The sequence below is a fragment of the Chroococcidiopsis cubana SAG 39.79 genome (assembly GCF_003991895.1).
Taxonomy (GTDB): domain Bacteria; phylum Cyanobacteriota; class Cyanobacteriia; order Cyanobacteriales; family Chroococcidiopsidaceae; genus Chroococcidiopsis; species Chroococcidiopsis thermalis.
On sequence record NZ_RSCK01000016.1, the window covers coordinates 1 to 20,782 of the forward strand.

Here is a 20,782-nt window from a genome sequence, read left to right on the forward strand (position 1 = left end):
ACATCAAGCGATTGCTAAGTTTTATCATTACAAACGTCGCCTTTCCCAATCGCTCAGCTATCTACAACTGTAGTACTAGGGGGGCGTAAGCCAGCCAAGCCAGTTCTAGCAATCCGTCCAAAATTGCGGTGGCTACAGTAGCACCACCCTTGGAACCCTCCGTCCAAATTTGGGGTACGGCAAATTCCTGCAAGCGTTTTTTGGTCGCATCCACATCGACAAATCCCGCAGGCGTAGCAATTACCAAAGCTGGTTTGATTGCGCTAGCGGCAATTAAATCTATTAAACTGGTTAATGCACTTTGGTCTTGACCGATCGCAAAAACTGCTTCGGGATAGCGCTGAGCAAGGTTTTCGATTCCCCAAGCTGTAGCAGTCTTATCTTTTTGCGGACGAGCGATCGCGTCTAAGCTGCAATAAAGGGGATTGGCAAAAGTGTTTTGAATCTGGGGTAGAATGCCCACTTGGATTGTCGGTACGTCCACCACAATCGTATAGCGAGCAGCGATCGCCGCCGCGCCTGCTTGCATTGCCGTTTCTGAGAAATGAATTAAATTCTTATACTCAAAATCGGCAGTAGCATAAATGACACGACGGACGATCTCGTATTCTGCGGGAGAGAAGTCATAATCGCCAACCTCGCGATCGACGATCGCCAGATTTTGGGCATCAATCATCTGCCATTCCATAGAGAAAGGCTGGGAGCTAGGGACAGAGACCAGTTTAACAGTTATCAGGGAGCAGAGAGCAGGGACAAGGGGGACAAGGGGGACAAGGGGACAAGGAGGAACTCGGGGTCCCCGCGACCGAAGGGAGTGGGGATTAGGGGGCGAAGGGGGACAAGGGAGAATAATAACCAACTACCCATTACCCATTACCCATTACCCATTACCCATTACGTTTCCGAAGCAGAAGAACGCCCAAATATCGGCGTGAGATATGCTACGAGCGCTCCAATCAGAAAGCCTGAGATATTGCGGATCAGAGGTAGCCATTCTGTAGTGCGCGTGACAACTGGTCCAATACCGAAAGCAATGAATAATATGCCCCACAACGGCGAGAAAATCAAAGCCCACTGCCAAGCTAGAGCTTGTCCTGGACGACGGGGTTGAGCGGCAAAACCACAAATTACGCCTCCCAGTGTTGATGTGATTAGGGTGAGAATCCACTGTTCTCTTGGTAGACCTGGAACGACGTTACAACCGCCTTTGACTAAACAGCCTTCAACGGATTCTAAAGCTCCAAGAATGGCGCGGTCTTCCCCATGTTCTCGCACATAGTACAAATTACCAAAGCGGGTTTGTAGTTCGATCCAAAACGTGCGGGGGAGAAGTTCGTAAACTGCGTCGCCAACGCTAAAACTGAGAATGTTACCACCGCGAGAGTCGGCAACTAGAAGAATACTTTTGTCATCTAAACCCCAAAAGTTAATTACTGCTCTACCAGGAGTGCGATCGTATTGAGTTAAAACTCTCAGTTTCCAGCCAGTATCAGCGGCAAACTTATTTAAATCTGCTACGAGTTGTTCTTCCTGAATATCGGTAAAAGTCTTTGCTAGGTCAATGACCGGGGTAGGGCGATCGGGTAGCAGTTCTGGATTGTCATAAGCTAGGGCTGCTGATGGCTGCATCATCCAAACCAACCCTGCCAGAAAAAATGTTGTTACTAAAACCGGGATTCTTCGCCAAAATGAACGCTGCATGGGCAATTATAAGTTGTAGATCGGAGTCTCAAAATCGCTACTGTCGTAAGAATTATTATAATTAAGTCGCGTTTTTTTACATTTGTTTACTTTACTCTAATTTAGCGACCCCAAGCAAATCAATCGGAAGTCAAAAGTCAAAAGTCAGCAGTGATGGTAGTGGGTAATGGGTAATGGGTAATGGGTAGTTGATGGTTTTTTCTCCCTTGTCTCCCTTGTCTCCCCCCTCTCCCTTGTCTCCCCTGCTCCCTGCTCAGAAGCTCCCTGCTCCCTCACAAAGAAATCTACGTTTGTGTAGATACGGGAAAATTGACTGTGGGGATAGAATTCCTGCTGTAAATGCGCGATTTGGGGAAAGGTTTATGCCGCAATATTTTGGACAACTGCCAACGACTGACCAACCGTGGGTAACTGTAGGCGCAGTGGAGGCAGTATCGCAAAGCGATCGCGCTGTCCAGTTGGATTGCGGTGAGTCTTCTGTATTAATTAGCGTTATTGATGCTCATCTTATTCGCGTGCGTTTAGCCCCTCACGGTGAATTCTTTCCCCAGCGCCCTTGGGCAGTCGTAGGAGACGAAGATATCGAGCGATCGCCCGTTCCTTTTGAAGTTGCAGAAACACCTGACACGGTAGAAATTAAAACAGATCGGCTGCGAATTGTCGTTCAACGCCAACCTTGTCGCCTCACTTGCTTTGACAATTGCGATCGCCCCTTTGCCCAAGATGCTGAAATGGGTATGGGTTGGCGCATGGGTGCAACCGCCGCCTGGAAGCACATTGAGGCTGACGAGCATTTTTATGGTTTTGGCGAACGCACGGGTTTCTTAGATAAATTAAGCGAAGTTAAAACAAATTGGACGCTAGATGCTCTAGACTACAACTCCTTGACGGATGAGATGTATCAGGCAATTCCATTTTTTATGGCTTTGCGTCCAGAAGTCGGTTATGGCATCTTTTTCAACACGACTTTTTGGAGTCAGTTTGATATTGGCGCAGCTCAACCTGGAACTTGGAGCATGGAAACCCGCAGCTTAGCGGGAATGCAGACACCACCCCTAGACTACTACATCATTTACGGTCCCGATCCAGCCACAATTCTATGTAGCTACACGCAGCTAACAGGCAGAATGCCCCTTCCGCCTCGCTGGGCTTTGGGATACCATCAGTGCCGCTGGAGTTATGATTCAGAAACAGTAGTACGAGAACTCGCCCAAGAATTTCGCCGCCGCCGCATTCCCTGCGATGTAATTCATTTAGATATCGACTACATGCGGGGGTATCGAGTCTTTACTTGGAGTCCTCAACGGTTCCCCCATCCAGAGAAGCTACTGCGGGAACTAGCCGAGGATGGATTTAAGACGATAACAATTATTGACCCTGGGGTAAAGTACGAACCGGAAGCAAATTATCATGTGTTTGACCAAGGTATAGACAAAGATTATTTCGTCCGTAAAGCAGATGGACAGTTATTTCATGGCTACGTCTGGCCTGATAAAGCCTTATTTCCCGATTTCTTACGTCCTGAAGTCCGGCAATGGTGGGGAAACTTACATGAAAGTCTTACCAGTATTGGTGTAGCCGGAATTTGGAACGACATGAACGAACCCGCGATCGCCGATCGCCCCTTTGGTGACGACGGTAAGCACATCTGGTTTCCGTTGGATGCACCGCAGGGAGCAGGGGGAGACAAGGGAGACAAGGGAGACAAGGGAGACAAGGGAGATAAGGGAGAGGGGGGAGACAAGGGAGAAAAAACCACCAATTACCCATTACCCATTACCCATTACCCATTACCAACTACCAATTACCCAGCCACAACTCACGCCGAAGTTCACAACCTTTACGGATTGATGATGGCGCGATCGAGTGCTGAGGCGCTGGAAAAATTGCGCCCCAACGAGCGATCGTTTGTTTTGACTCGTTCGGGTTATGCTGGCGTACAAAAGTGGTCGTCGGTGTGGATGGGAGATAACCAGTCATTGTGGGAGCATTTGGAAATGTCCCTGCCAATGCTGTGCAATATGGGGTTGTCGGGTGTAGGGTTTGTTGGTTGTGATATTGGTGGTTTTGCTGGCAATGCTACAGCAGAACTGTTCGCCCGTTGGATGCAAGTTGGAATGCTCTACCCCCTCATGCGCGGTCATTCGGCAATGACAACTGCTCGTCACGAACCTTGGGTTTTTGGCGATCGCGTCGAACAAATCTGTCGCGAATATATCAACTTGCGCTACCAGCTCTTACCATACATTTACACCCTATTTTGGGAAGCTGCTACCACCGGAGCGCCGATTCTTCGCCCCCTACTCTACCATTTTCCCCAAGACCCCACGACTTACAACCTCTACGACCAAGTATTGCTGGGTGCTGGTCTGATGGCTGCACCAATTTATCGTCCTGGGATAGAACATCGTGCGGTATACATACCTGCTGGGACTTGGTACGACTGGTGGACGGGGGAGGCGTTCGCGGGACCGACTCATATTCTGGCACGCGCACCATTGGAAAAAATGCCTCTCTATGTACGGTCTGGGACAGTCATACCCATGCAGCCCGTAGTACAGTTTGTCGATGAAAAACCATGCGATCTCCTCACACTGCGCGTTTGGACAGGACAGGGAGAATGGACGATGTACGAAGATGACGGACTTAGCTTTGATTATCGTCAAGGTGTCTGGTCAACCACTACCTATCGTGTCAATACAATAGGAGAAGAAACAATCGTTGAGATTGACGCGCGACAGGGACAATGGACACCACCAGCGCGAGAAGTCGTTGTCGAAGTGGTGGGAGTCGGTCAGCAACGTTTTAGCGATGATGGAACGGCTCGCCGTTTGCAGTTTACAGGGAGCAGGGAGTCGGGAGCTTTGTAGAGACGTTTCATGGAACGTCTCTACAAAGCGATCGGTGTAGAGACTTTGCATGTATGGAAAAAATTCTACCTTTTTATAGATGACTTCAGCTTGATGAATGTACTTACCTTTTGATAGATGCCGCTATCTTGGGAATCTGTCACTCTGAAGCAAAGCAATGACAACTGATTCATTGACCGCCAATCGTCGCTCGCTAACAATTTCGTGTAGAGGTAGAGTGCATGTTGACAGATAATTTCGTCCAGCAAATCCAGTCCATGCAAGGACGGTTGGACCTGCTGCTTCATGATGTAGATTGTCCGCAGCTTCAACCAGACCTGTTACCCACAGCACTTAAGGAACTTGGTGTTGCTTCGGAAGAGATTCAAGTCACTCTAGAAGAACTACATCGGCAGAATGCAGAACTTTTAGCGATGCGTAGAGCTTTAGAGGAAGAACGCAGGCGCTACAAAGATTTATTTGAGCTGGCACCGGATAGCTACGCGATCGTCGATCTCTCAGGTACGATTCGAGAAGTGAACCAGGCGACTGCTAAGCTTTTGAATGTATCGCAGCGCTTTTTAAGCGGAAAACCGCTGACTACCTTTCTTAGTGCCGAAGACCGGGAAATATTTTGGTACAAATTCAATGAGTTACAAGGTATGGAAGAATCGCAGGAATGGACGATGCACCTTTGTCCGCGCGATCGCCAGCCTGTAAAAGTGGCAGTTGTAGCAAGTCTGTCTAACTGCGAGAAAACGGGTCAGCCAAAGACTATCCTGCTATCGCTGCGCGAGATCGGCGATCCCAATCGACATTTGTATCTATCTGACAAACTTGAGCCACACAACCAAAACATAGATCTATCTATCGACGAGCTAGATCTCAGTCAAAAACAGATTTATTTGAAAGGGGAAACGATCCGACTCAGACCGGAGACCGTTTGGCTGGTGTGTCGCGGGATTGTCAAGCTGGTAATAGCCTGCGAGACTGGCGAAGAGGTGCTACTGGGTTTGGCAGGAGTGGGTTCACCATTCAGTGCCCTAGATATAGAAGCTTTCGGACTTTGCGAAGCCACAGCATTAACTGAAGTCGAACTGACCTGTTTTTCTTGGTCAGAGTTAGCGGCAGATCCCGATCTCTCGCAAAAATTATTACCCAAAGTTAACCAACGGCTACAGCAAACAACAGCTCTTTTAGCAATTTCTGGCAAGCGCCATGCCAAGAGCCGCTTGCATCACTTGTTATTGTTGCTAGCTAAGCAAATCGGTCAACCTACGGAGCGAGGTATTCGTTTGGGTATTCGTCTAACTCATAGCGATCTTGCTGCTGCTTGCTCGACCACCAGAGTTACGATCACCCGCATGTTAGGCAAATTACAGGCGGAAGGAAAAATTGAGATTGATAGCAAGAATCATTTTATTGTCTGCCACGAGCAGCGACCGCAGATAAGTGCTTGAAACGAATTATCTGGGAGATCGCGCCCATATAGTTCGCTGACGGTTAACTGTTAACAGTTAACCGCCACAACCGTAAGTCAGTCGATTGCTAAGACCGGATTGATAAATAATGCTATATATTTAGTTGCAGATCTGTTTTAAGGTATAAATTAAATCGTTATAGCCACATAACATTAGATTGCAAATGGGGAGGTACGCTCATCAGCCATCGAATACCGCTCGCCAATCATCAATCGTGAATAATGCTCTTACCTGGATTTCTGTTCGAGCTTTCCCTGATTGTGGCAGTTGCACTAGCATTAGTGCAATTATTTGCTGGTAGGCTGCGATTTCTGAGCGCGACTCCGCGTAGCATATGGTTGTCTGCCAGCAGTGGGGCTTCGATCGCTTATGTATTCGTTCATATTTTGCCAGAATTAGGCGAGGCACAAGCAGTCATTCGAGAAGTTGTAGGTGGATGGCTGGCTTTTTGGAGATACCATATTTACGTAGTCGCGCTTTTGGGTTTAGCGATATTTTATGGTTTGGATCGGGCGGCGATCGCATCGCGTCGTTACAACCGCAAAGAGAGCCGAGGAGATGTAACGGCAGCAAGTGTCTTCTGGCTGCATATCATTGTTTACGGTTTTTACAATACCATCATCGGTTACTTACTACTCAATCGCGATGATAATGATGCGATTGGGATGCTGCAATTTGCTTTAGCAATGGCATTACACTTTGCAGTCAACGATTATGGCTTGCGAGAACATCACAAGTTTATTTATAACGGTATTGGTCGCTGGGTATTAGCAACAGCAGTAATTGTTGGGTGGACGCTTGGTAGTGGCGGTATGGGAGTTGACCGCACGGCGATCGCACTTATGTTTGCTTTCCTGGCTGGGGGAATTATTCTCAATGTCTTGAAGGAAGAACTACCAGCCGAAAGAGAAAGCCGTTTTTGGGCATTTGCTCTCGGTGCGGGAGCTTATACTTTATTATTGGCGTTATCGCCCTCTTCTTCTTAACTATCCTCAAACCTATTTCCTCAAACTTATATAATGATGGGAGTATCGTCATTCTCCGCAGGTATCGTGACCCTTACACCGATCTCCCCCAACTCCCAACCATCTACACAACGTCCTGACTCTTTCGGACGATTTGGACGTTTTGGCGGAAAATACGTACCAGAAACGCTGATGCCTGCCCTAAGCGAGTTAGAAGCAGCGTACCAAAAATATCGACATGACACGGACTTTCAACAAGAACTGCAAAATCTTCTCCGCGACTACGTAGGACGAGCCACCCCTCTCTACTTTGCCGAACGCCTCACAGCACATTACGCCCGTCCAGATGGGACGGGGGCGCAAATCTACCTCAAACGAGAAGATTTAAATCATACGGGCGCTCACAAGATTAACAACGCTCTGGCTCAAGTTTTGTTAGCTAAACGGATGGGCAAGCAACGCATCATTGCCGAGACAGGGGCGGGACAGCACGGCGTTGCTACAGCTACTGTCTGCGCTCGGTTTGGGCTAAAATGCGTCATCTACATGGGCGTACAGGACATGGAACGCCAAAGCCTGAACGTGTTTCGGATGCGCTTGATGGGGGCAGAGGTACAACCTGTAGCAGCTGGTACGGGAACGCTCAAAGATGCCACCTCTGAAGCTATTCGCGACTGGGTGACGAACGTAGAAACAACTCATTACATCCTCGGTTCTGTAGCTGGTCCCCATCCTTACCCAACAATTGTCCGAGACTTTCAAGCAGCAATCGGTCAAGAAACCCGTGTCCAAGCAATGGAAAAATGGGGTGGCTTACCAGATATTTTGCTGGCTTGTGTAGGTGGCGGTTCTAATGCTATGGGGCTGTTTCACGAATTTGTCAACGAACCAACCGTCAGACTCATTGGTGTTGAAGCTGCTGGAGAAGGAGTCACTACGGAAAAACACGCCGCGACTTTAACCAAAGGTAGAGTTGGGGTACTGCATGGAGCCATGAGTTACTTGTTGCAGGACGAAGACGGACAGGTGATTGAGGCACACTCGATCAGTGCGGGATTAGATTATCCTGGCGTGGGTCCAGAGCATTCTTTTTTAAAAGAGATTGGTCGGGCAGAATATTACAGCATTACCGATGAGGAAGCGATCGCCGGATTGCAGCGTCTCTCGCAGTTAGAAGGGATTATTCCCGCGCTCGAAACCGCCCATGCGATCGCCTATCTCGATATCCTTTGTCCGCAGCTAGACGGTAGCCCTCGCATTGTCATTAACTGTTCGGGACGCGGTGACAAAGACGTACAAACCGTTGCTAAGTACCTAAAAATGATTGGCGATTAGCAACTCACAATTAGCACTTAGCACTTAGCAATTAGCAATACTTTCCGAAAATACCCAACTAGAGCAGGTAGATCTTCATGATATGCCTGCAAAATTGTTATACATCAATCTAAGTTGTAAATAACTCACTTTTGACTTTTGACTTTTGACTTACGACTTATTCAAGAGGTGGAAACATGGATCGGCAATTCCAACACCCAATGCTACCACAAGTCACTCATGATGAGCTGGCGCGACAAAACTTTGTAAAAAGCCTGAAACTACACATCGTTAAAAATCTCAGTCCCGGCAATAAAAGAGTATACGAGCAAGTTGTCAAGCCCCAATTTGAACGCGAACACCAGCGATCGCCCCAAAACCGTCACGAAATCCGCACTGCTATGCAAGGACACCCGCATTATCGTTGGTGGAGTGCTTTGCGGCGCATCAACCAGGAAATGTTGTGGGATGCGGTTAATACCAGTGTAGAGCGACAACTACCAGAACTCATCGACCGGGCAAAACAGAGCGATCGCCAATTAGGTACGCTGACTCTAGACCCAAATTTCAAAATTCCTGCCTACCAAACCGCTGTCGATATCCATTGTATGCCTGGTAGCTATCACAGCGAATATACAGCAGACGATCTAGCTGCGGGAGCGACCTACGATCGCGGCGTTTATATTTACGGTGCGGGGTGGTTGGGTCCGCTTAACGATGATATGGGCTTGTCCATTGTCAAAAACTACCTGAAACCAAAATATCCCGACTTTCGACCCGCCAAAATTCTCGATTTGGGTTGTTCTGTCGGTCACAGTACTTTACCCTATGTCGATGCCTATCCAGAAGCCGAAGTCTACGCGATCGATATTGGCGCACCGATGCTACGCTACGCTCACGCTAGAGCAGAAGCTTTAGGCAAACGAGTCCATTTTTCTCAACAAAATGCCGAACGGACTCACTTTGAAGCTGCTTCCTTTGACCTGATAGTTTCTCATATCCTGCTGCATGAAATTCCCCTTCCAGCCATCCGTAACGTGATGCGAGAATGCGATCGCCTCCTAGCTCCTGGGGGGATGACGATCCACGTAGAAGCACCCTTGTACAGCCACATGGATGCCTTCAGCGCTTTCATGTATGACTGGGAAACTGCCAACAACAACGAACCTTTTTGGAGTGCCATGCGGGAGTTGGACTTGACAGCCGTTATGATTGAAGCTGGATTTGCAGCAGATCGAGTTATACAAACCTTCGTTCCCAATGGGGCTTGGAAAACTGCGGCTGACAATTCCCAACAAGGAGGAGGTAGTAGAGGTAGCTGGTTTATTGTTGCTGCGACTAAGTAAATGGAGGAAGTCATGGGGATGAAAAAAGCCAAGGGCAAACGCCCCGTTTACTTTGACGAGCCGCAACTCGATAAATTGCTGTCCGCGATCGTCGCGTTAACAGGTGAGGTGTCTGTCTTGCGGGAACGTCTCGATACTGTAGAACGTTTACTGGCGACAAAAGAAGTTATATCACTGGCAGAGATTGAAGCGTATCAGCCAGAGGAACCAGTAGTGCAGGCACGGGAACAATGGCGTAGCGAGTATATTGCGCGAGTGTTAGGGGTATTGCAGGAAGAAACAGTTTCAGAATAATCTAGAGCGCGTGGTCTTACGCTTTTCTTACGTTGCGAAATTGCAAGATTGAAGATCCCCCAGCCCCCGCAAACTCGGGGGTTTTGTTTTGTGCGGCGGGTTAGGGGGCAATACTTCGTGGGTTTTGATTCGATCTCCCCAACCCCCCTTAAAAAGGGGAGCCACTTACGTGCGGGGGTGGCGCGATCGCGGACTTCGTCGCCCCCGTTGAAGCACGTCGCGTTAAAGTGGCGTGGGATAAGAATAGCTTTTTTCCCCCTTTCCAAGGGGGATTAAGGGGGATCTTCAAGGACTATGTACTCTAACCGAGAAGTATTGGGTTAGGAGGGTTCTTGCCTTAACTGAAAAGCCTTGAGTGAAATACGGCTCGCCATACGCTATCAACAGTCTAGTATTTGTCACTAATTCAGAATTTATATAGCTGAGTTTTCAGTAAAACTACTTCGATATATAGCTTCAGTAATAATTCGCTTGTTAGCTAATTAGAGATAAAGTCGAATAGATTTGTAGGCTATATTTTTGCAGTTAATTTTAAATCTTTCTGCAAAAAGTTTCAAGAGTGACCGCATTAGATTAAACTGTACATTTGCTAATTCTTTTAGCAGCGGTTCAGCTTGGAAAATAAACTCATCTGCTAATTCTTTTAGCAGCGATTCATCCTGAAAATTTTCAGTTTCACTTGCTTATTCTTTCATTGGAAATCATTGCATGAAGCATTCTGTTTTGTTCAAACTAGCCTTGTGTTCAGTCATTTTCACCACTGGAACAACAATTGTAGCTAACGCTAAAACCCCTACTTTTTACCGAGAGATTGCTAAGAAAAACATACTTGCAAAGCCGAAACCTAATACGACTATCCTAGCTCAGGCTGATACTTCCTCCGTAGAACGGGCTGTTTTCAACCGAATTAATCAATATCGCCAAGGGCGTAATTTAGCTCCTCTAACTTGGGATAATAGCATCAGCAATCAAGCTCGAATTCACAGTCAAAATATGGCAAGTGGTGCAGTTCCTTTCAGCCATAATGGTTTTCAGCAGAGAGTGCAAGAGATTGCCAAAGTCATTTCCTATAGGGGAGCAGCAGAAAATGTTGCGTATAATCAAGGTTACGCCGATCCTGCTGCCAATGCCGTTCAAGGCTGGTTAAATAGTTCTGGACACCAACGGAACATCGTAGGTAGTTACAACCTAACTGGTATTGGTGTTGCCAGAAATTCAAAAGGAGAATACTACTTCACGCAAATATTTATCTTGAAGCGATGAAGGTAAAATTTGTCCGGTTGTTAGAATCCCAATCAACTTAATTGCTAGGGTGCGCCGATCGCGTACCCTATTATTTTTTGATAAAATTAATCATATTTTCCGTGGATTTACCGACATAATTAAAACCCCCTCTACCCTCAGAGGTATTTTCAGTAAAATCTACCTTGAGAGTAGAATATTTTCTCGTTAAACTCATCGGTTATAGTTTTTATATTCGCATTCTACTGAAGAAAGTAATTATTTTACTTATGTATGATTTTACCAAGCTAGCATGTAAACTCAAACTATTGGATCGAGAACAAAAGATATTTCTAGCTAAGAGGACAAGGATGATAATCCTATGATTGAGACGACTATTAAAAACTTTCTCAACTTGCCCGGAGTCGTTGGATTAGGAATTATTCTCATTCAAGAGCAACCGAAATCTTACCTATGTTTAAAAGAGCAAGCCGTACAATGGCAAGTTAAAGAATTTCTCAATCATAATTTTATCCGTAATATTATCAAGAATCCCGATGCATTTGATGTTTTTGAATTTCCAATTCACACGAATTACGTTTATACATATAAAGTGAGTTCGCAAGTCACCTTGTTAGTTTTGACGAGTATGGGACTAGCAGCAATTAAAACGATCGCTAACCTACAACTAAAAACTGTACTCAAAAAAGATGCCGAACAAACAATTACTATATTTCAGAAATTAGCTAAAGAATTTCCTCTCGTTCGCGCGATCGCACAGCCAATTTCGCAGACATTTCCTCACGTATGCGATGGCAATCAAAGCTTATCTCTCAAGCAAAAAGAAAAAATTACTGTTTTAGAACTATTAAATGCTCTCAACCATTTAAGTAAATTTACCAGTACTTACATGGGAAGAAAATCGACAATAAAATACTGGGATTCTACTCGCCCCAAACAAATTGAGTGTCTGGCATACTTTCAGATGGATGAGAATGCGGAATTCATTTTTACTGGCAACGATGCAGAGATTGTCAATCAAATGCAGCACTATTGGATTAGAAAGTGGACTAGTATCTTTCTCAGAAAGACAGCACTAATTCTACCCAATTTGCCGGAGATGGTTGCCCAAAAATGCTTGAGCGATCGCGAAAAATTTTTAGTTTTTCCTCTCCAAGTTGACAATACTGAATCTCAAACTCCGGTTACTGTATAATAATTTACTATAAAATTAATTCACATCGCACAAAAAATATTTAAATAAAAGTACCTACCCGATTGGGAATAGGAAAGATTTGTATTACAACAACTCAGCCTAGCTAGCCCATACCAATTCTATTTGTTTTTGCACAGATCCGATCCCCGAACCCCCCTTATTAAGGTGACTATGGGGGATATTCTGCGATGTAGTCACAAAGAATTGGTATTACAATAAATTCATACCATTTTGCTTTTTGACTGCAACCAACGTAACTGAACAAATACCAACAAGAGACAAACAATGCACTTGCGATCTGTTGGAGAATTATTAAAAGAGACATTTCAGGAGTGGAACCAGGATAAAGCATCGCGGCTAGCAGCAGCCTTAGCATATTACACGATATTTTCGATCGCACCACTACTGATGATCGCGACCGCTGTGGCAGGTGCTGTATTCGGTGAAGAAGCTGCTAGAGGAGAAATTGTCACCCAAATTCAAGATTTAGTAGGAGAAGCAGGGGCAACAGTCGTACAAACTGCACTTGCTAACGTCAATCAAACCAAAACGGGTATTGTTGGCACTTCGATCGGTCTTGCTACACTTCTGTTAGGTGCGACAGGTTTATTTGGTGAAATGCAAGACGCACTCAATACAATTTGGGAAGTTGCACCAAAATCAGGACAAGGAATCTGGGTATTAATTCGCCGCCGCCTGATCTCATTTAGTATGGTTTTAGGGATTGGCGTTTTATTGTTATTATCTCTATTTTTGAGTACGGCACTAGCAGCATTTAGTAGCTTTATGAATAGTTGGATACCAGGTTTAGCAACTGGATTATCTATTCTCAACTTTGTCGTTTCTTTTAGCTTGATGACATTATTATTTGCGATGATTTACGTCATCCTGCCTGATGTCAAAATTGCTTGGAAAGATGTTTTAGTTGGTGCGGCAACAACGGCTTTCTTATTCACAATTGGCAGAACGTTATTGAGTATGTACCTCGGTAGTGCCGCCGTCAGTTCGACCTTTGGTGCAGCTAGTTCCCTTGCCGTTCTCTTAGTTTGGATCTACTATTCTGCCCAAGTTTTCTTTTTAGGGGCGGAATTTACTCAAGTTTATGCCCGTAAATATGGTTCTGAAATTGTGCCAACAAAAAATGCTGTTTCTGTTGCTGCTAACCGACTACCATCTGTAGATCCTCAGAATTCACCGCGTATCCGCCCTCGCCGCCGTTCTGGTTTTTTGACAAAGATAAAAAACTGGTTTGGCAGACGATGACAGAGGTAAAACCAAACTCATCCCTACTACCGAGGCAGAGCGGGCATAAAATCTGTTCAAATAGAGAAGGTGCAACAATTCTGGATTGATGACAGATCGAGTTTTAATTCTTGGTGGCAGGGGAAGAATCGGCAGCAGTGTAGCCCAAGACATTGCCAGTCATACATCAGCAGAAATTACCATCACTAGCCGTAACCCCGATATAGCAGCCGCAGTTAGCAAGCAACTAGGATCGCAGGTTCGATCGCTAGCATTAGACTTAGCAGACAAAGCCAAATTAAGAGAAGCGATCGCCGCTTCCAATCTCGTCATTCATTGTGCCGGACCCTTTCACTTCCGTGACGCTAGCGTTCTGAAAACTTGTATCGAAACGGGTGTAGATTATCTCGATGTTAGCGATCATCGGTCTTTTACTCGCAAAGCTTTAGATTTATCTCCAGCGGCTTCAGCTGCTGGAGTGACAGCAATCGTCAATACAGGCGTTTTCCCTGGAATCTCAAACAGCATGGTACGCCAGGGAGTGGAAAAATTAGACCAGCCGGAACGCATCCACTTAAGTTACTTAGTAGCGGGTTCTGGCGGTGCTGGCGTGACAGTCATGCGAACGACATTTTTGGGGTTACAGAAGCCTTTCACCGCTTGGATCGACGGTCAGTGGGTGGAAATTAAACCATATAGCGATCGCGAAGTCGTAGATTTTCCCGCGCCTTATGGTAAATCTGGCGTTTACTGGTTTGATATGCCAGAAGCTTTTACCTTACCGGAAGCCTTCCCCGTCAAAACCGTAATTACCAAATTTGGTTCCGTTCCCGATTTTTACAATCATCTCACTTGGATTGCCGCCCATGTCTTCCCCAAATCTTGGATGCAACGGCGCAGTGCGATCGAATTTTTAGCCCATGTCAGCCACTATATGACCGATGTAACAAATCGTTTTAGCGGGATTGGAGTCGCAATTCGTTCCGAAGTCACGGGGTTAAAAGACGGACAGCAGGCGAGTTATTGTTCGACGTTGATTCACGATAACACCGCGATCGCTGCTGGCTGCGGTACTGGTAGTATTGCCCAACTTTTATTATCAGGCAAGCTCAAGCACCCAGGAGTTTCGACTGTAGAACAAGCCTTGCCCACAGACTTATTTGAACAAACTATGGCAAGTCGTAATATTCACATTCAGCAGCAAATATATTTGTAGGGGCGCACAGCTGTGCGCCCCTACCTACATTTATGAAAAATGGTAACATCGTACTTCTGGTAGAAGGAATAGATATAGCAGAAAATGTAAGCTGCTCTCATCGTCAAACTTTTTGAGAGACTGTCATGCGTGGGATTTTATCCAATCTAAAACAAGGGCTTTTGCAAAAGCTTTTACTGTTATTTCTCGTGAGTTTACTTGGCTTTTTTGGCACTGCGATCGCGGGCTATTCACCAGTTTATGCAGCGACTTTAGAAGAGACACAACTCATCCCTCCAGAATATAAACCTACTCCAGAAGAGAAGATCGAGCGAGCATATGAGTATAGCGAAGCCACGGGATTGATGGAAGAGGCAAAACAAGCAAGGACTAACTCTAATCGAAATTTCGATCCCAACTTAAAGGCTAATATCAAAAATATCGATGCTCAAGCCCAAGAAGGTAAAACTAGTCTCAAAGATAAGGCAAAAGGCTTACTGGAAAAAATAGCAAAATAGTACAAATATAGAGACGTAATATGATACGTCTCTATGCATTATTTACTCGCTTTGTTCGGGTAGAGTTGCGTGTTTTGCTCGCCTGCTCTTCCCTCTGATTCTACGCTCGTACCAACTCATTAAAGGTGTGGCACTAATTCCATGTAAAACTACAGAAATAACGATTGTTGTGAAAGTAATCCAGGCAATTTGTTCTGCCGCACTGTCTTTTAAACCTTCACCAAAAGCGTAGAAGAGATAGTACAAAGAACCAACACCGCGAATACCAAACCAACCAAATAACCATCGACTGGCAGGATGCAAGCGACGGCGATCGCATTCTACCGGAGGATTTGTTGCAATCGTGCTAATCCACGCTCCTACGGGACGGATGACAAAGAGTAATAATCCTGCCACAATCAGAGAATTTCCGAGATATTGCCACAAGGGTTGCATTCTCAACAGCGATCCTAGTAACAGAATTGTGCCGACTTCCATTAACTTTTCAATTCGTTCGACAAATTCTAATTCGGACTCGCGTTTTTCTAGATTGTCTGCGTAATTTCGCTGGACGACTAACCCCGCAACAAATACGGCAATAAATCCATAGCCGTTAACAATTTCTGCCAAGGAATAGGTAACCAAAATCGTTCCTAGAGCAACAAAATCCTCCATCAAAACATCAGCAGGACGACGTTTTTGCAGCTGGCGATCGATCCAAGTAATAGCTTTGGCTACGGCAATTCCCATCACAATTCCAGATGCGATCGCCCAAATTAAATCCACGGCTACCCATTGTTTAAACCAATTATCTAAATTGGGGTCTTTGAATAAATGCAAGCCAAAATAGACAAAGGGAAATGCCAGTGCGTCATTCAAACCTCCTTCGGAAGTCAGACCAAAACGTAATTCATCCTCATCGTCAATGTCTGCTAGCTGCACTTCTGAAGCTAATACGGGATCGGTAGGAGCGAGAATTGCACCCAGTAACACGGCTGCACCCCAATTCATTCCCAACAACCAATGTCCTACTGCTGCCAGCGCTACAATTGAAATGGGCATGAGAAATCCAATCAATCTGGCTGTAATTTGCCATGCTCGCAATTGTAAGGGACGGTTCATTTTTAAGCCGCAACTGAACACCGAGACAATCACGACAAATTCGGTCAGTCGTTGCAAAAACTCAGCATTTGGTTGCACTTGAATGAGTTTAAAACCGTAGGGACCGAGAATAATCCCTACAACTAAGTAAATGAGGGCAAAGGAAAAAGGTAAACGGGAAATCCAACCCGAACCAAGGGTGACTGCTAGCAGCAGCAACCCAATGACAAGTAGATCGAGAATATAAATATCCACCATAGCGATCGCCAACGAGAAAACGCTAGGAAAGTTTAAGGCGATCGCGGTTGACTCTACATCTGCTTGGGGTAGATTATTTCAGTAATGCAGTATCTGTATTTTGACTACTTAAGGCTGGCGTAACAATAAAAGAGATTTAGAAAGAGAGTTAGAGCAAGAAATTATGTTTCTACCCCAAGGTCCAAAAACTCCACCGCTCGTTCAATTGTTACAGTGGATTGCTAATCCCTTTGCTTTAATGGAGTCTTGCGCTCAACGTTATGGTGACTGGTTTACTCTCAAGGTAGGTTTAAATTATCGTCCCCTGGTCTATGTCAGCAGTCCCCAACTGTTACAGGAGATATTGACCAACGACCATTACAAGCAGTTTGACGCACCTGGAGAGATCAACGGCATTTTCGCTCCATTATTAGGGGATTTTGGAGTCATCATGCAAAGTGGCGATCGCCACCGCCGCCAGCGCCAACTGATGGTTCCACCCTTTCATGGCGATCGGATGAAGGCATACGGTGAAATCATTACCGAGATCGCCAAACAAGTCACTAGCCAATGGAACCCGAATCAGCCTTTCTCTGTGCGGGATTCCATGCAAGCCATTTCCTTCAATGTCATTTTGCAAGCTGTTTTCGGTTTGAGGGAAGGAGAACGCTATCGACAGATCGAAAAACTCCTCTACAACATGCTGGAGTTAACGAACTCGCCCCTCAAAGCTAGCCTCTTATTCTTTCCCTTTTTACAACGAGATTTAGGTGCATGGAGTCCGTGGGGGAACTTTTTGCGTCAAAAACAACAACTCGATCGACTACTACATGCTGAAATAGAAGCACGTCGCGCCAATCCCGATCCCGGGCGTACCGACATCCTCAGCTTACTCATGGCGGCGCGGGATGAAGCCGGAGAACCGATGAAAGATGAGGAACTACGCGATGAATTGATGACGCTGCTTGTTGCAGGTCACGAAACCACGGCTACAGCTTTGACATGGGCATTATATTGGATTCACAAACTGCCTGAAGTCCGGCAAAAGTTGCTGGCAGAACTTGACATTCTAGGCGATACACCAGACCAAAACGCGATCGTGCGACTGCCCTATCTCAACGCCATCTGTTCTGAAACCCTGCGGATTTATCCCGTGGGAATGCTAACTTTTCCGAGAGTCGTGCGATCGCCCGTTACTCTTTTAGGGCAACAGTTAGAACCAGGTACGGTATTAGTAGGTAGCATCTATCTCGCCCATCAACGCCAAGACCTGTACCCCGAACCAAAGCAATTTAAACCAGAACGCTTCCTAGAACGGCAATTTTCTCCTTACGAGTACTTACCCTTCGGCGGCGGCGTGCGGCGCTGTATTGGTGCAGCTTTTGCCCTGTTTGAGATGAAACTCGTCTTGGCTACCATCCTATCTAACTTAGAACTCTCGCTAGCCAACAACCGCCCCGTACATCCCGTAAGGCGAGGTTTAGTCTCAGCCCCTACCAAAGTTGAAATGGTTATGACTGGACGGAGAATTGAGGGGGACAAGAGGGACAAGGGAGAGGGGGGAGACAAGGGAGACAAGGAAGCAATTCCAGCCACCAGCTATTGATCGCTCTTTCCACTCACCACGCACCACTTACCGAATATCCCGATACAGTCGCTTTAAATATGTGGGAGAAATACCAAATCCCCACAAAAAACCGACATATAGATATATTGCTGTTGCTTGCCAAAACCCCCAACGGGCAACACGGCGATCGCTACTTTGGACGATGCGATTGACTTGCCGGATGCGCCCTTGCCGCACTAATTTCAAGCAGAAATCGGCTTCTTCCATAATTGCCAAAGTACGATCGAAGCCACCACATTGCCAAAAATCAGTTCGACGACAGAAAATCGCCTGATCGCCGAATAGTAACCTCAAACCCTGAAAAAATAAGTGGGGACGAAATAGTAACGGCGCGTAATAAGTTTTGAGAAAATTGTGCAGAGACATCCACCAACGAGTTTTGGAGGAACCTGCCATGAGGGAAACAAAACCCCCACCTGCAACTTCAGGATCTGCCAAAGTCCGCTCGATTATTTCAACGAGATCGTCTGGAACCCAAGTATCAGCATGGATGAAACAAAGAACTTCTCCGCTGGCAGCTTTTGCCCCTTGGTTCATTTGAATTGCACGCCCTCGCTCAGTACAGAATAAAACTTGCACTCCCGCAGCTTGAGCGATCGCAACCGTACCATCTTCGCTACCACCATCGACAACTAGCACCTCCCACGCTGGAGGATCGAGTATGCTTAGCTGTCGCAGAGTACGCCCGATACAGCTTGCTTCATTCAACGTTGGAATAATAATTGAAATCCGAATCACAAGAAAAGGGAGTAGGGAACAGTTGTCAGTTATTAGTGGTAATTGGTAATTGGTAATTGGTAGTTGCTCCCTGCTCCCTACTCGATCGCTCTCTATCTTTGAATTATCGGTCGTTCCACCGAGTCGCGGAAGCGCTGGACTTCATCTGTAAAGCCGATGGGTAGTACGACTTCTACGTTTTCGTGTGGGCGCGGAATGATCACCCAGGATTCAAGCGTACCTCCGTATACATTTTCTACTGCCTCAATTCCTGCGGCAACGGCGGTTTTGACTTCTTGGACATCACCGCGCACGTTGACATTAAAACGAGCGCTACCAACTCGAATATAACCAACTAAAGTGACTCTTCCGGCTTTAACCATTGCATCTGCTGCGGCTAACACAGCAGGAAAACCTTTCGTTTCAATCGATCCAACTGCCTGTGGCACTGGCTATCTCCCCAAATAGATCGTGTCAAGAATTTGTAAGTATAGAGCTTAAGAAATACATTCTATAAATGCTCATCCTATATTTTGACAGAGCGAAAGCATTTTGTGTCATCTCTTCTTTGTCAATAGATATTTATTCCTAATTTTGACAATAAGCTCTGACAGGCGATCGCGTTGCGCCCTCACTTTATATTGCCAGTCGCCTTAAAACGTGCGGAACTGCTCTACTTTTTGAGTGTATTGAATTGGTAATACCGTTTCTATGTTTTCTGTCGGGTTGGGAATGATGTAGTGAGCGATGACTTGAGCCCCAAACACTTCTTCAGCAGCCGCAATTCCCGCTTCTACAGATCTATTAACCTCTGCTACTTTACCGCGAACCGCGACTAAAAACTCTCCCTTTTCGGCAATCCCATAGTAAACAAGGGTGACTTCGCCTGCTTTCACCATTGCATCTGCTGCGGCGAGTATGGCTGGAAAACCCAAAGTTTCAATGACTCCTACTGCTGCTGGCACGATCGCGACTCCTAGATCAATTGCATCAATGCATTTTATTGTAAGTGCCGCGATCGCAAAATTGACGATTGGCGATCGCCCAAAGCTAGATGATAAAGATCCCACCGCGAAAAAACTCCGAGATGGGATTGGTTTGCTATTCAGAGTCGATTAAATTTCTAACGCTCTTTTGATGTTCTACGTAAGTAGCTTCGTCTTTTTTTAATTCCGGCTTCTGACTTCTTACACTAGTTATCTCTAAGGTTTTTCTGCGTATCCGTATGATGTTGTAACTGAGTTACAACATTGTATACTTCCTGATCTTTTGGTGCTTGAGACTCAACAATCCCTTCTGTAGGACCTGCGATCGCCTTCCATGCAGGAAAACCGCCTTTAAGTTCCGATACATGCTCAAATCCTGCCGACCGGAGACTTTGAGCAGCTTCAGCAGTTTGCTCGTCTGTTTCACCGTAAACGTAGATATCGCGGCTCGGAGCTAAGGAAGATTTTGCCCGTTCAGCTAAACTTTCCATTGGCATGGGCATAGCTCCCATGATATGACCGTCGTTATATGCGTTTCGAGGGCGCACGTCAAGGATGGTAAAAGCAGGTTCTCCCCATTCCAAGCGCGATTTCAGTTCGTGTACGCCCGACTGAGCTTTAATCGGAGGCTCAGGTGGAATCACCCCTTGCATAAGATTATCTTTATCCATTAGGCTTCCTCTCTTTACAAAACTAACAGCAATGTACCAAGGAAAACAAACCAAAACGATCTTTCTTTAGCAAGAACTTTTCTACATTCATCCTAAAGATAGAATAATAAACTCAAACATCC

The 20,782-nt window shown here is 45.9% G+C and carries 20 protein-coding genes; 12 read left to right on the top strand and 8 right to left on the bottom strand.

Translation table 11 applies throughout. From position 1 onward, the window contains the following. Positions 1-61 precede the first annotated feature (61 nt). The 3 genes from DSM107010_RS12405 to DSM107010_RS42195 all read right to left on the bottom strand — a co-directional run bounded on the left by DSM107010_RS12405 (position 62) and on the right by DSM107010_RS42195 (position 1,977). Positions 62-688, bottom strand: coding sequence for a precorrin-8X methylmutase (locus DSM107010_RS12405; RefSeq protein ID WP_127023066.1), 627 nt, complete (start codon positions 686-688; stop codon positions 62-64). A gap of 206 nt (positions 689-894) precedes the next feature. Then, positions 895-1,701: a TPM domain-containing protein gene (locus DSM107010_RS12415; protein WP_106216248.1), complete on the bottom strand. Its 807-nt coding sequence runs from the start codon at positions 1,699-1,701 to the stop codon at positions 895-897. 144 nt (positions 1,702-1,845) lie between these two features. Beyond that, complete coding sequence (locus tag DSM107010_RS42195; RefSeq protein ID WP_277871320.1) at positions 1,846-1,977, bottom strand: hypothetical protein; 132 nt, start codon at positions 1,975-1,977, stop codon at positions 1,846-1,848. Positions 1,978-2,063: 86 nt separating this feature from the next. Between DSM107010_RS42195 and DSM107010_RS12420 the strand changes: the two genes are divergently transcribed. From DSM107010_RS12420 to DSM107010_RS12470, 11 genes are all read left to right on the top strand, one after another. Then, the gene (locus DSM107010_RS12420) at positions 2,064-4,571 is read left to right on the top strand and encodes a glycoside hydrolase family 31 protein (protein WP_106167796.1); all 2,508 of its coding nucleotides are present in this window, start codon (positions 2,064-2,066) and stop codon (positions 4,569-4,571) included. Positions 4,572-4,792: 221 nt separating this feature from the next. Next, positions 4,793-6,010, top strand: coding sequence for a helix-turn-helix domain-containing protein (locus DSM107010_RS12425; protein WP_106167795.1), 1,218 nt, complete (start codon positions 4,793-4,795; stop codon positions 6,008-6,010). Positions 6,011-6,252: 242 nt separating this feature from the next. Further along, positions 6,253-7,017 (top strand): hypothetical protein, encoded by a 765-nt coding sequence (locus tag DSM107010_RS12430; protein WP_106167794.1) that lies wholly within the window; start codon positions 6,253-6,255, stop codon positions 7,015-7,017. A gap of 66 nt (positions 7,018-7,083) precedes the next feature. Continuing rightward, complete coding sequence (gene trpB, locus DSM107010_RS12435; RefSeq protein ID WP_106167798.1) at positions 7,084-8,331, top strand: tryptophan synthase subunit beta; 1,248 nt, start codon at positions 7,084-7,086, stop codon at positions 8,329-8,331. 176 nt (positions 8,332-8,507) lie between these two features. Then, positions 8,508-9,656, top strand: a complete 1,149-nt coding sequence (locus DSM107010_RS12440) for a class I SAM-dependent methyltransferase (protein WP_106167793.1) — start codon at positions 8,508-8,510, stop codon at positions 9,654-9,656. Positions 9,657-9,668: 12 nt separating this feature from the next. Next, the gene (locus DSM107010_RS12445; protein ID WP_039717448.1) at positions 9,669-9,950 is read left to right on the top strand and encodes a hypothetical protein; all 282 of its coding nucleotides are present in this window, start codon (positions 9,669-9,671) and stop codon (positions 9,948-9,950) included. Between the two features lie 708 nt (positions 9,951-10,658). After that, positions 10,659-11,213: a CAP domain-containing protein gene (locus tag DSM107010_RS12450; protein ID WP_015153316.1), complete on the top strand. Its 555-nt coding sequence runs from the start codon at positions 10,659-10,661 to the stop codon at positions 11,211-11,213. 340 nt (positions 11,214-11,553) lie between these two features. Further along, positions 11,554-12,387, top strand: coding sequence for a hypothetical protein (locus DSM107010_RS12455; RefSeq protein ID WP_106167791.1), 834 nt, complete (start codon positions 11,554-11,556; stop codon positions 12,385-12,387). A 285-nt stretch (positions 12,388-12,672) separates the two neighbouring features. Next, entirely contained in the window at positions 12,673-13,650 is a 978-nt protein-coding gene (locus DSM107010_RS12460) for a YihY/virulence factor BrkB family protein (protein WP_106167790.1), read from the top strand. An 88-nt stretch (positions 13,651-13,738) separates the two neighbouring features. Next, a complete protein-coding gene (locus tag DSM107010_RS12465; RefSeq protein WP_015153319.1) occupies positions 13,739-14,845 on the top strand; it encodes a saccharopine dehydrogenase family protein in 1,107 nt (368 codons plus the stop codon). Positions 14,846-14,970: 125 nt separating this feature from the next. Next, positions 14,971-15,342 carry a hypothetical protein gene (locus tag DSM107010_RS12470; RefSeq protein ID WP_015153320.1) on the top strand — a complete coding sequence of 124 codons (372 nt, stop codon included), beginning with the start codon at positions 14,971-14,973 and terminating at the stop codon, positions 15,340-15,342. Between the two features lie 42 nt (positions 15,343-15,384). Here the strand turns inward: DSM107010_RS12470 and DSM107010_RS12475 are convergent, their stop codons facing one another. After that, on the bottom strand, positions 15,385-16,680 hold the full coding sequence (locus DSM107010_RS12475; protein WP_106168986.1) for a cation:proton antiporter: 1,296 nt from the start codon (positions 16,678-16,680) through the stop codon (positions 15,385-15,387). Positions 16,681-16,843: 163 nt separating this feature from the next. Here DSM107010_RS12475 and DSM107010_RS12480 point away from each other — a divergent pair, with 163 nt between their 5' ends. Then, positions 16,844-18,265 (top strand): cytochrome P450, encoded by a 1,422-nt coding sequence (locus DSM107010_RS12480; RefSeq protein ID WP_015153322.1) that lies wholly within the window; start codon positions 16,844-16,846, stop codon positions 18,263-18,265. Positions 18,266-18,292: 27 nt separating this feature from the next. Here DSM107010_RS12480 and DSM107010_RS12485 read toward each other — a convergent pair whose 3' ends face one another. The 4 genes from DSM107010_RS12485 to DSM107010_RS12500 all read right to left on the bottom strand — a co-directional run bounded on the left by DSM107010_RS12485 (position 18,293) and on the right by DSM107010_RS12500 (position 20,660). Next, the gene (locus tag DSM107010_RS12485) at positions 18,293-19,024 is read right to left on the bottom strand and encodes a TIGR04283 family arsenosugar biosynthesis glycosyltransferase (protein ID WP_106168987.1); all 732 of its coding nucleotides are present in this window, start codon (positions 19,022-19,024) and stop codon (positions 18,293-18,295) included. Between the two features lie 92 nt (positions 19,025-19,116). Continuing rightward, the gene (locus DSM107010_RS12490) at positions 19,117-19,452 is read right to left on the bottom strand and encodes a carbon dioxide-concentrating mechanism protein CcmK (RefSeq protein WP_015153324.1); all 336 of its coding nucleotides are present in this window, start codon (positions 19,450-19,452) and stop codon (positions 19,117-19,119) included. 204 nt (positions 19,453-19,656) lie between these two features. Further along, entirely contained in the window at positions 19,657-19,968 is a 312-nt protein-coding gene (locus DSM107010_RS12495) for a carbon dioxide-concentrating mechanism protein CcmK (protein WP_041462378.1), read from the bottom strand. Between the two features lie 227 nt (positions 19,969-20,195). Next, the gene (locus tag DSM107010_RS12500) at positions 20,196-20,660 is read right to left on the bottom strand and encodes a rhodanese-like domain-containing protein (RefSeq protein WP_015153326.1); all 465 of its coding nucleotides are present in this window, start codon (positions 20,658-20,660) and stop codon (positions 20,196-20,198) included. Positions 20,661-20,782 lie beyond the last annotated feature (122 nt).

Excerpts from the sequence above, each read along its gene's own strand:
- DSM107010_RS12470 (WP_015153320.1), top strand. The coding sequence starts at position 14,971 with ATGCGTGGGATTTTATCCAATCTAAAACAAGGGCTTTTGCAAAAGCTT.
- DSM107010_RS12420 (WP_106167796.1), top strand. The coding sequence starts at position 2,064 with ATGCCGCAATATTTTGGACAACTGCCAACGACTGACCAACCGTGGGTA.
- DSM107010_RS12500 (WP_015153326.1), bottom strand. The coding sequence starts at position 20,660 with ATGGATAAAGATAATCTTATGCAAGGGGTGATTCCACCTGAGCCTCCG.
- DSM107010_RS12480 (WP_015153322.1), top strand. The coding sequence starts at position 16,844 with ATGTTTCTACCCCAAGGTCCAAAAACTCCACCGCTCGTTCAATTGTTA.
- DSM107010_RS12440 (WP_106167793.1), top strand. The coding sequence starts at position 8,508 with ATGGATCGGCAATTCCAACACCCAATGCTACCACAAGTCACTCATGAT.
- DSM107010_RS12465 (WP_015153319.1), top strand. The coding sequence starts at position 13,739 with ATGACAGATCGAGTTTTAATTCTTGGTGGCAGGGGAAGAATCGGCAGC.
- DSM107010_RS12455 (WP_106167791.1), top strand. The coding sequence starts at position 11,554 with ATGATTGAGACGACTATTAAAAACTTTCTCAACTTGCCCGGAGTCGTT.
- DSM107010_RS12415 (WP_106216248.1), bottom strand. The coding sequence starts at position 1,701 with ATGCAGCGTTCATTTTGGCGAAGAATCCCGGTTTTAGTAACAACATTT.
- DSM107010_RS12475 (WP_106168986.1), bottom strand. The coding sequence starts at position 16,680 with ATGGTGGATATTTATATTCTCGATCTACTTGTCATTGGGTTGCTGCTG.
- DSM107010_RS12425 (WP_106167795.1), top strand. The coding sequence starts at position 4,793 with ATGTTGACAGATAATTTCGTCCAGCAAATCCAGTCCATGCAAGGACGG.
- DSM107010_RS12460 (WP_106167790.1), top strand. The coding sequence starts at position 12,673 with ATGCACTTGCGATCTGTTGGAGAATTATTAAAAGAGACATTTCAGGAG.
- DSM107010_RS12430 (WP_106167794.1), top strand. The coding sequence starts at position 6,253 with ATGCTCTTACCTGGATTTCTGTTCGAGCTTTCCCTGATTGTGGCAGTT.
- DSM107010_RS12445 (WP_039717448.1), top strand. The coding sequence starts at position 9,669 with ATGGGGATGAAAAAAGCCAAGGGCAAACGCCCCGTTTACTTTGACGAG.
- DSM107010_RS12405 (WP_127023066.1), bottom strand. The coding sequence starts at position 688 with ATGGAATGGCAGATGATTGATGCCCAAAATCTGGCGATCGTCGATCGC.
- DSM107010_RS12450 (WP_015153316.1), top strand. The coding sequence starts at position 10,659 with ATGAAGCATTCTGTTTTGTTCAAACTAGCCTTGTGTTCAGTCATTTTC.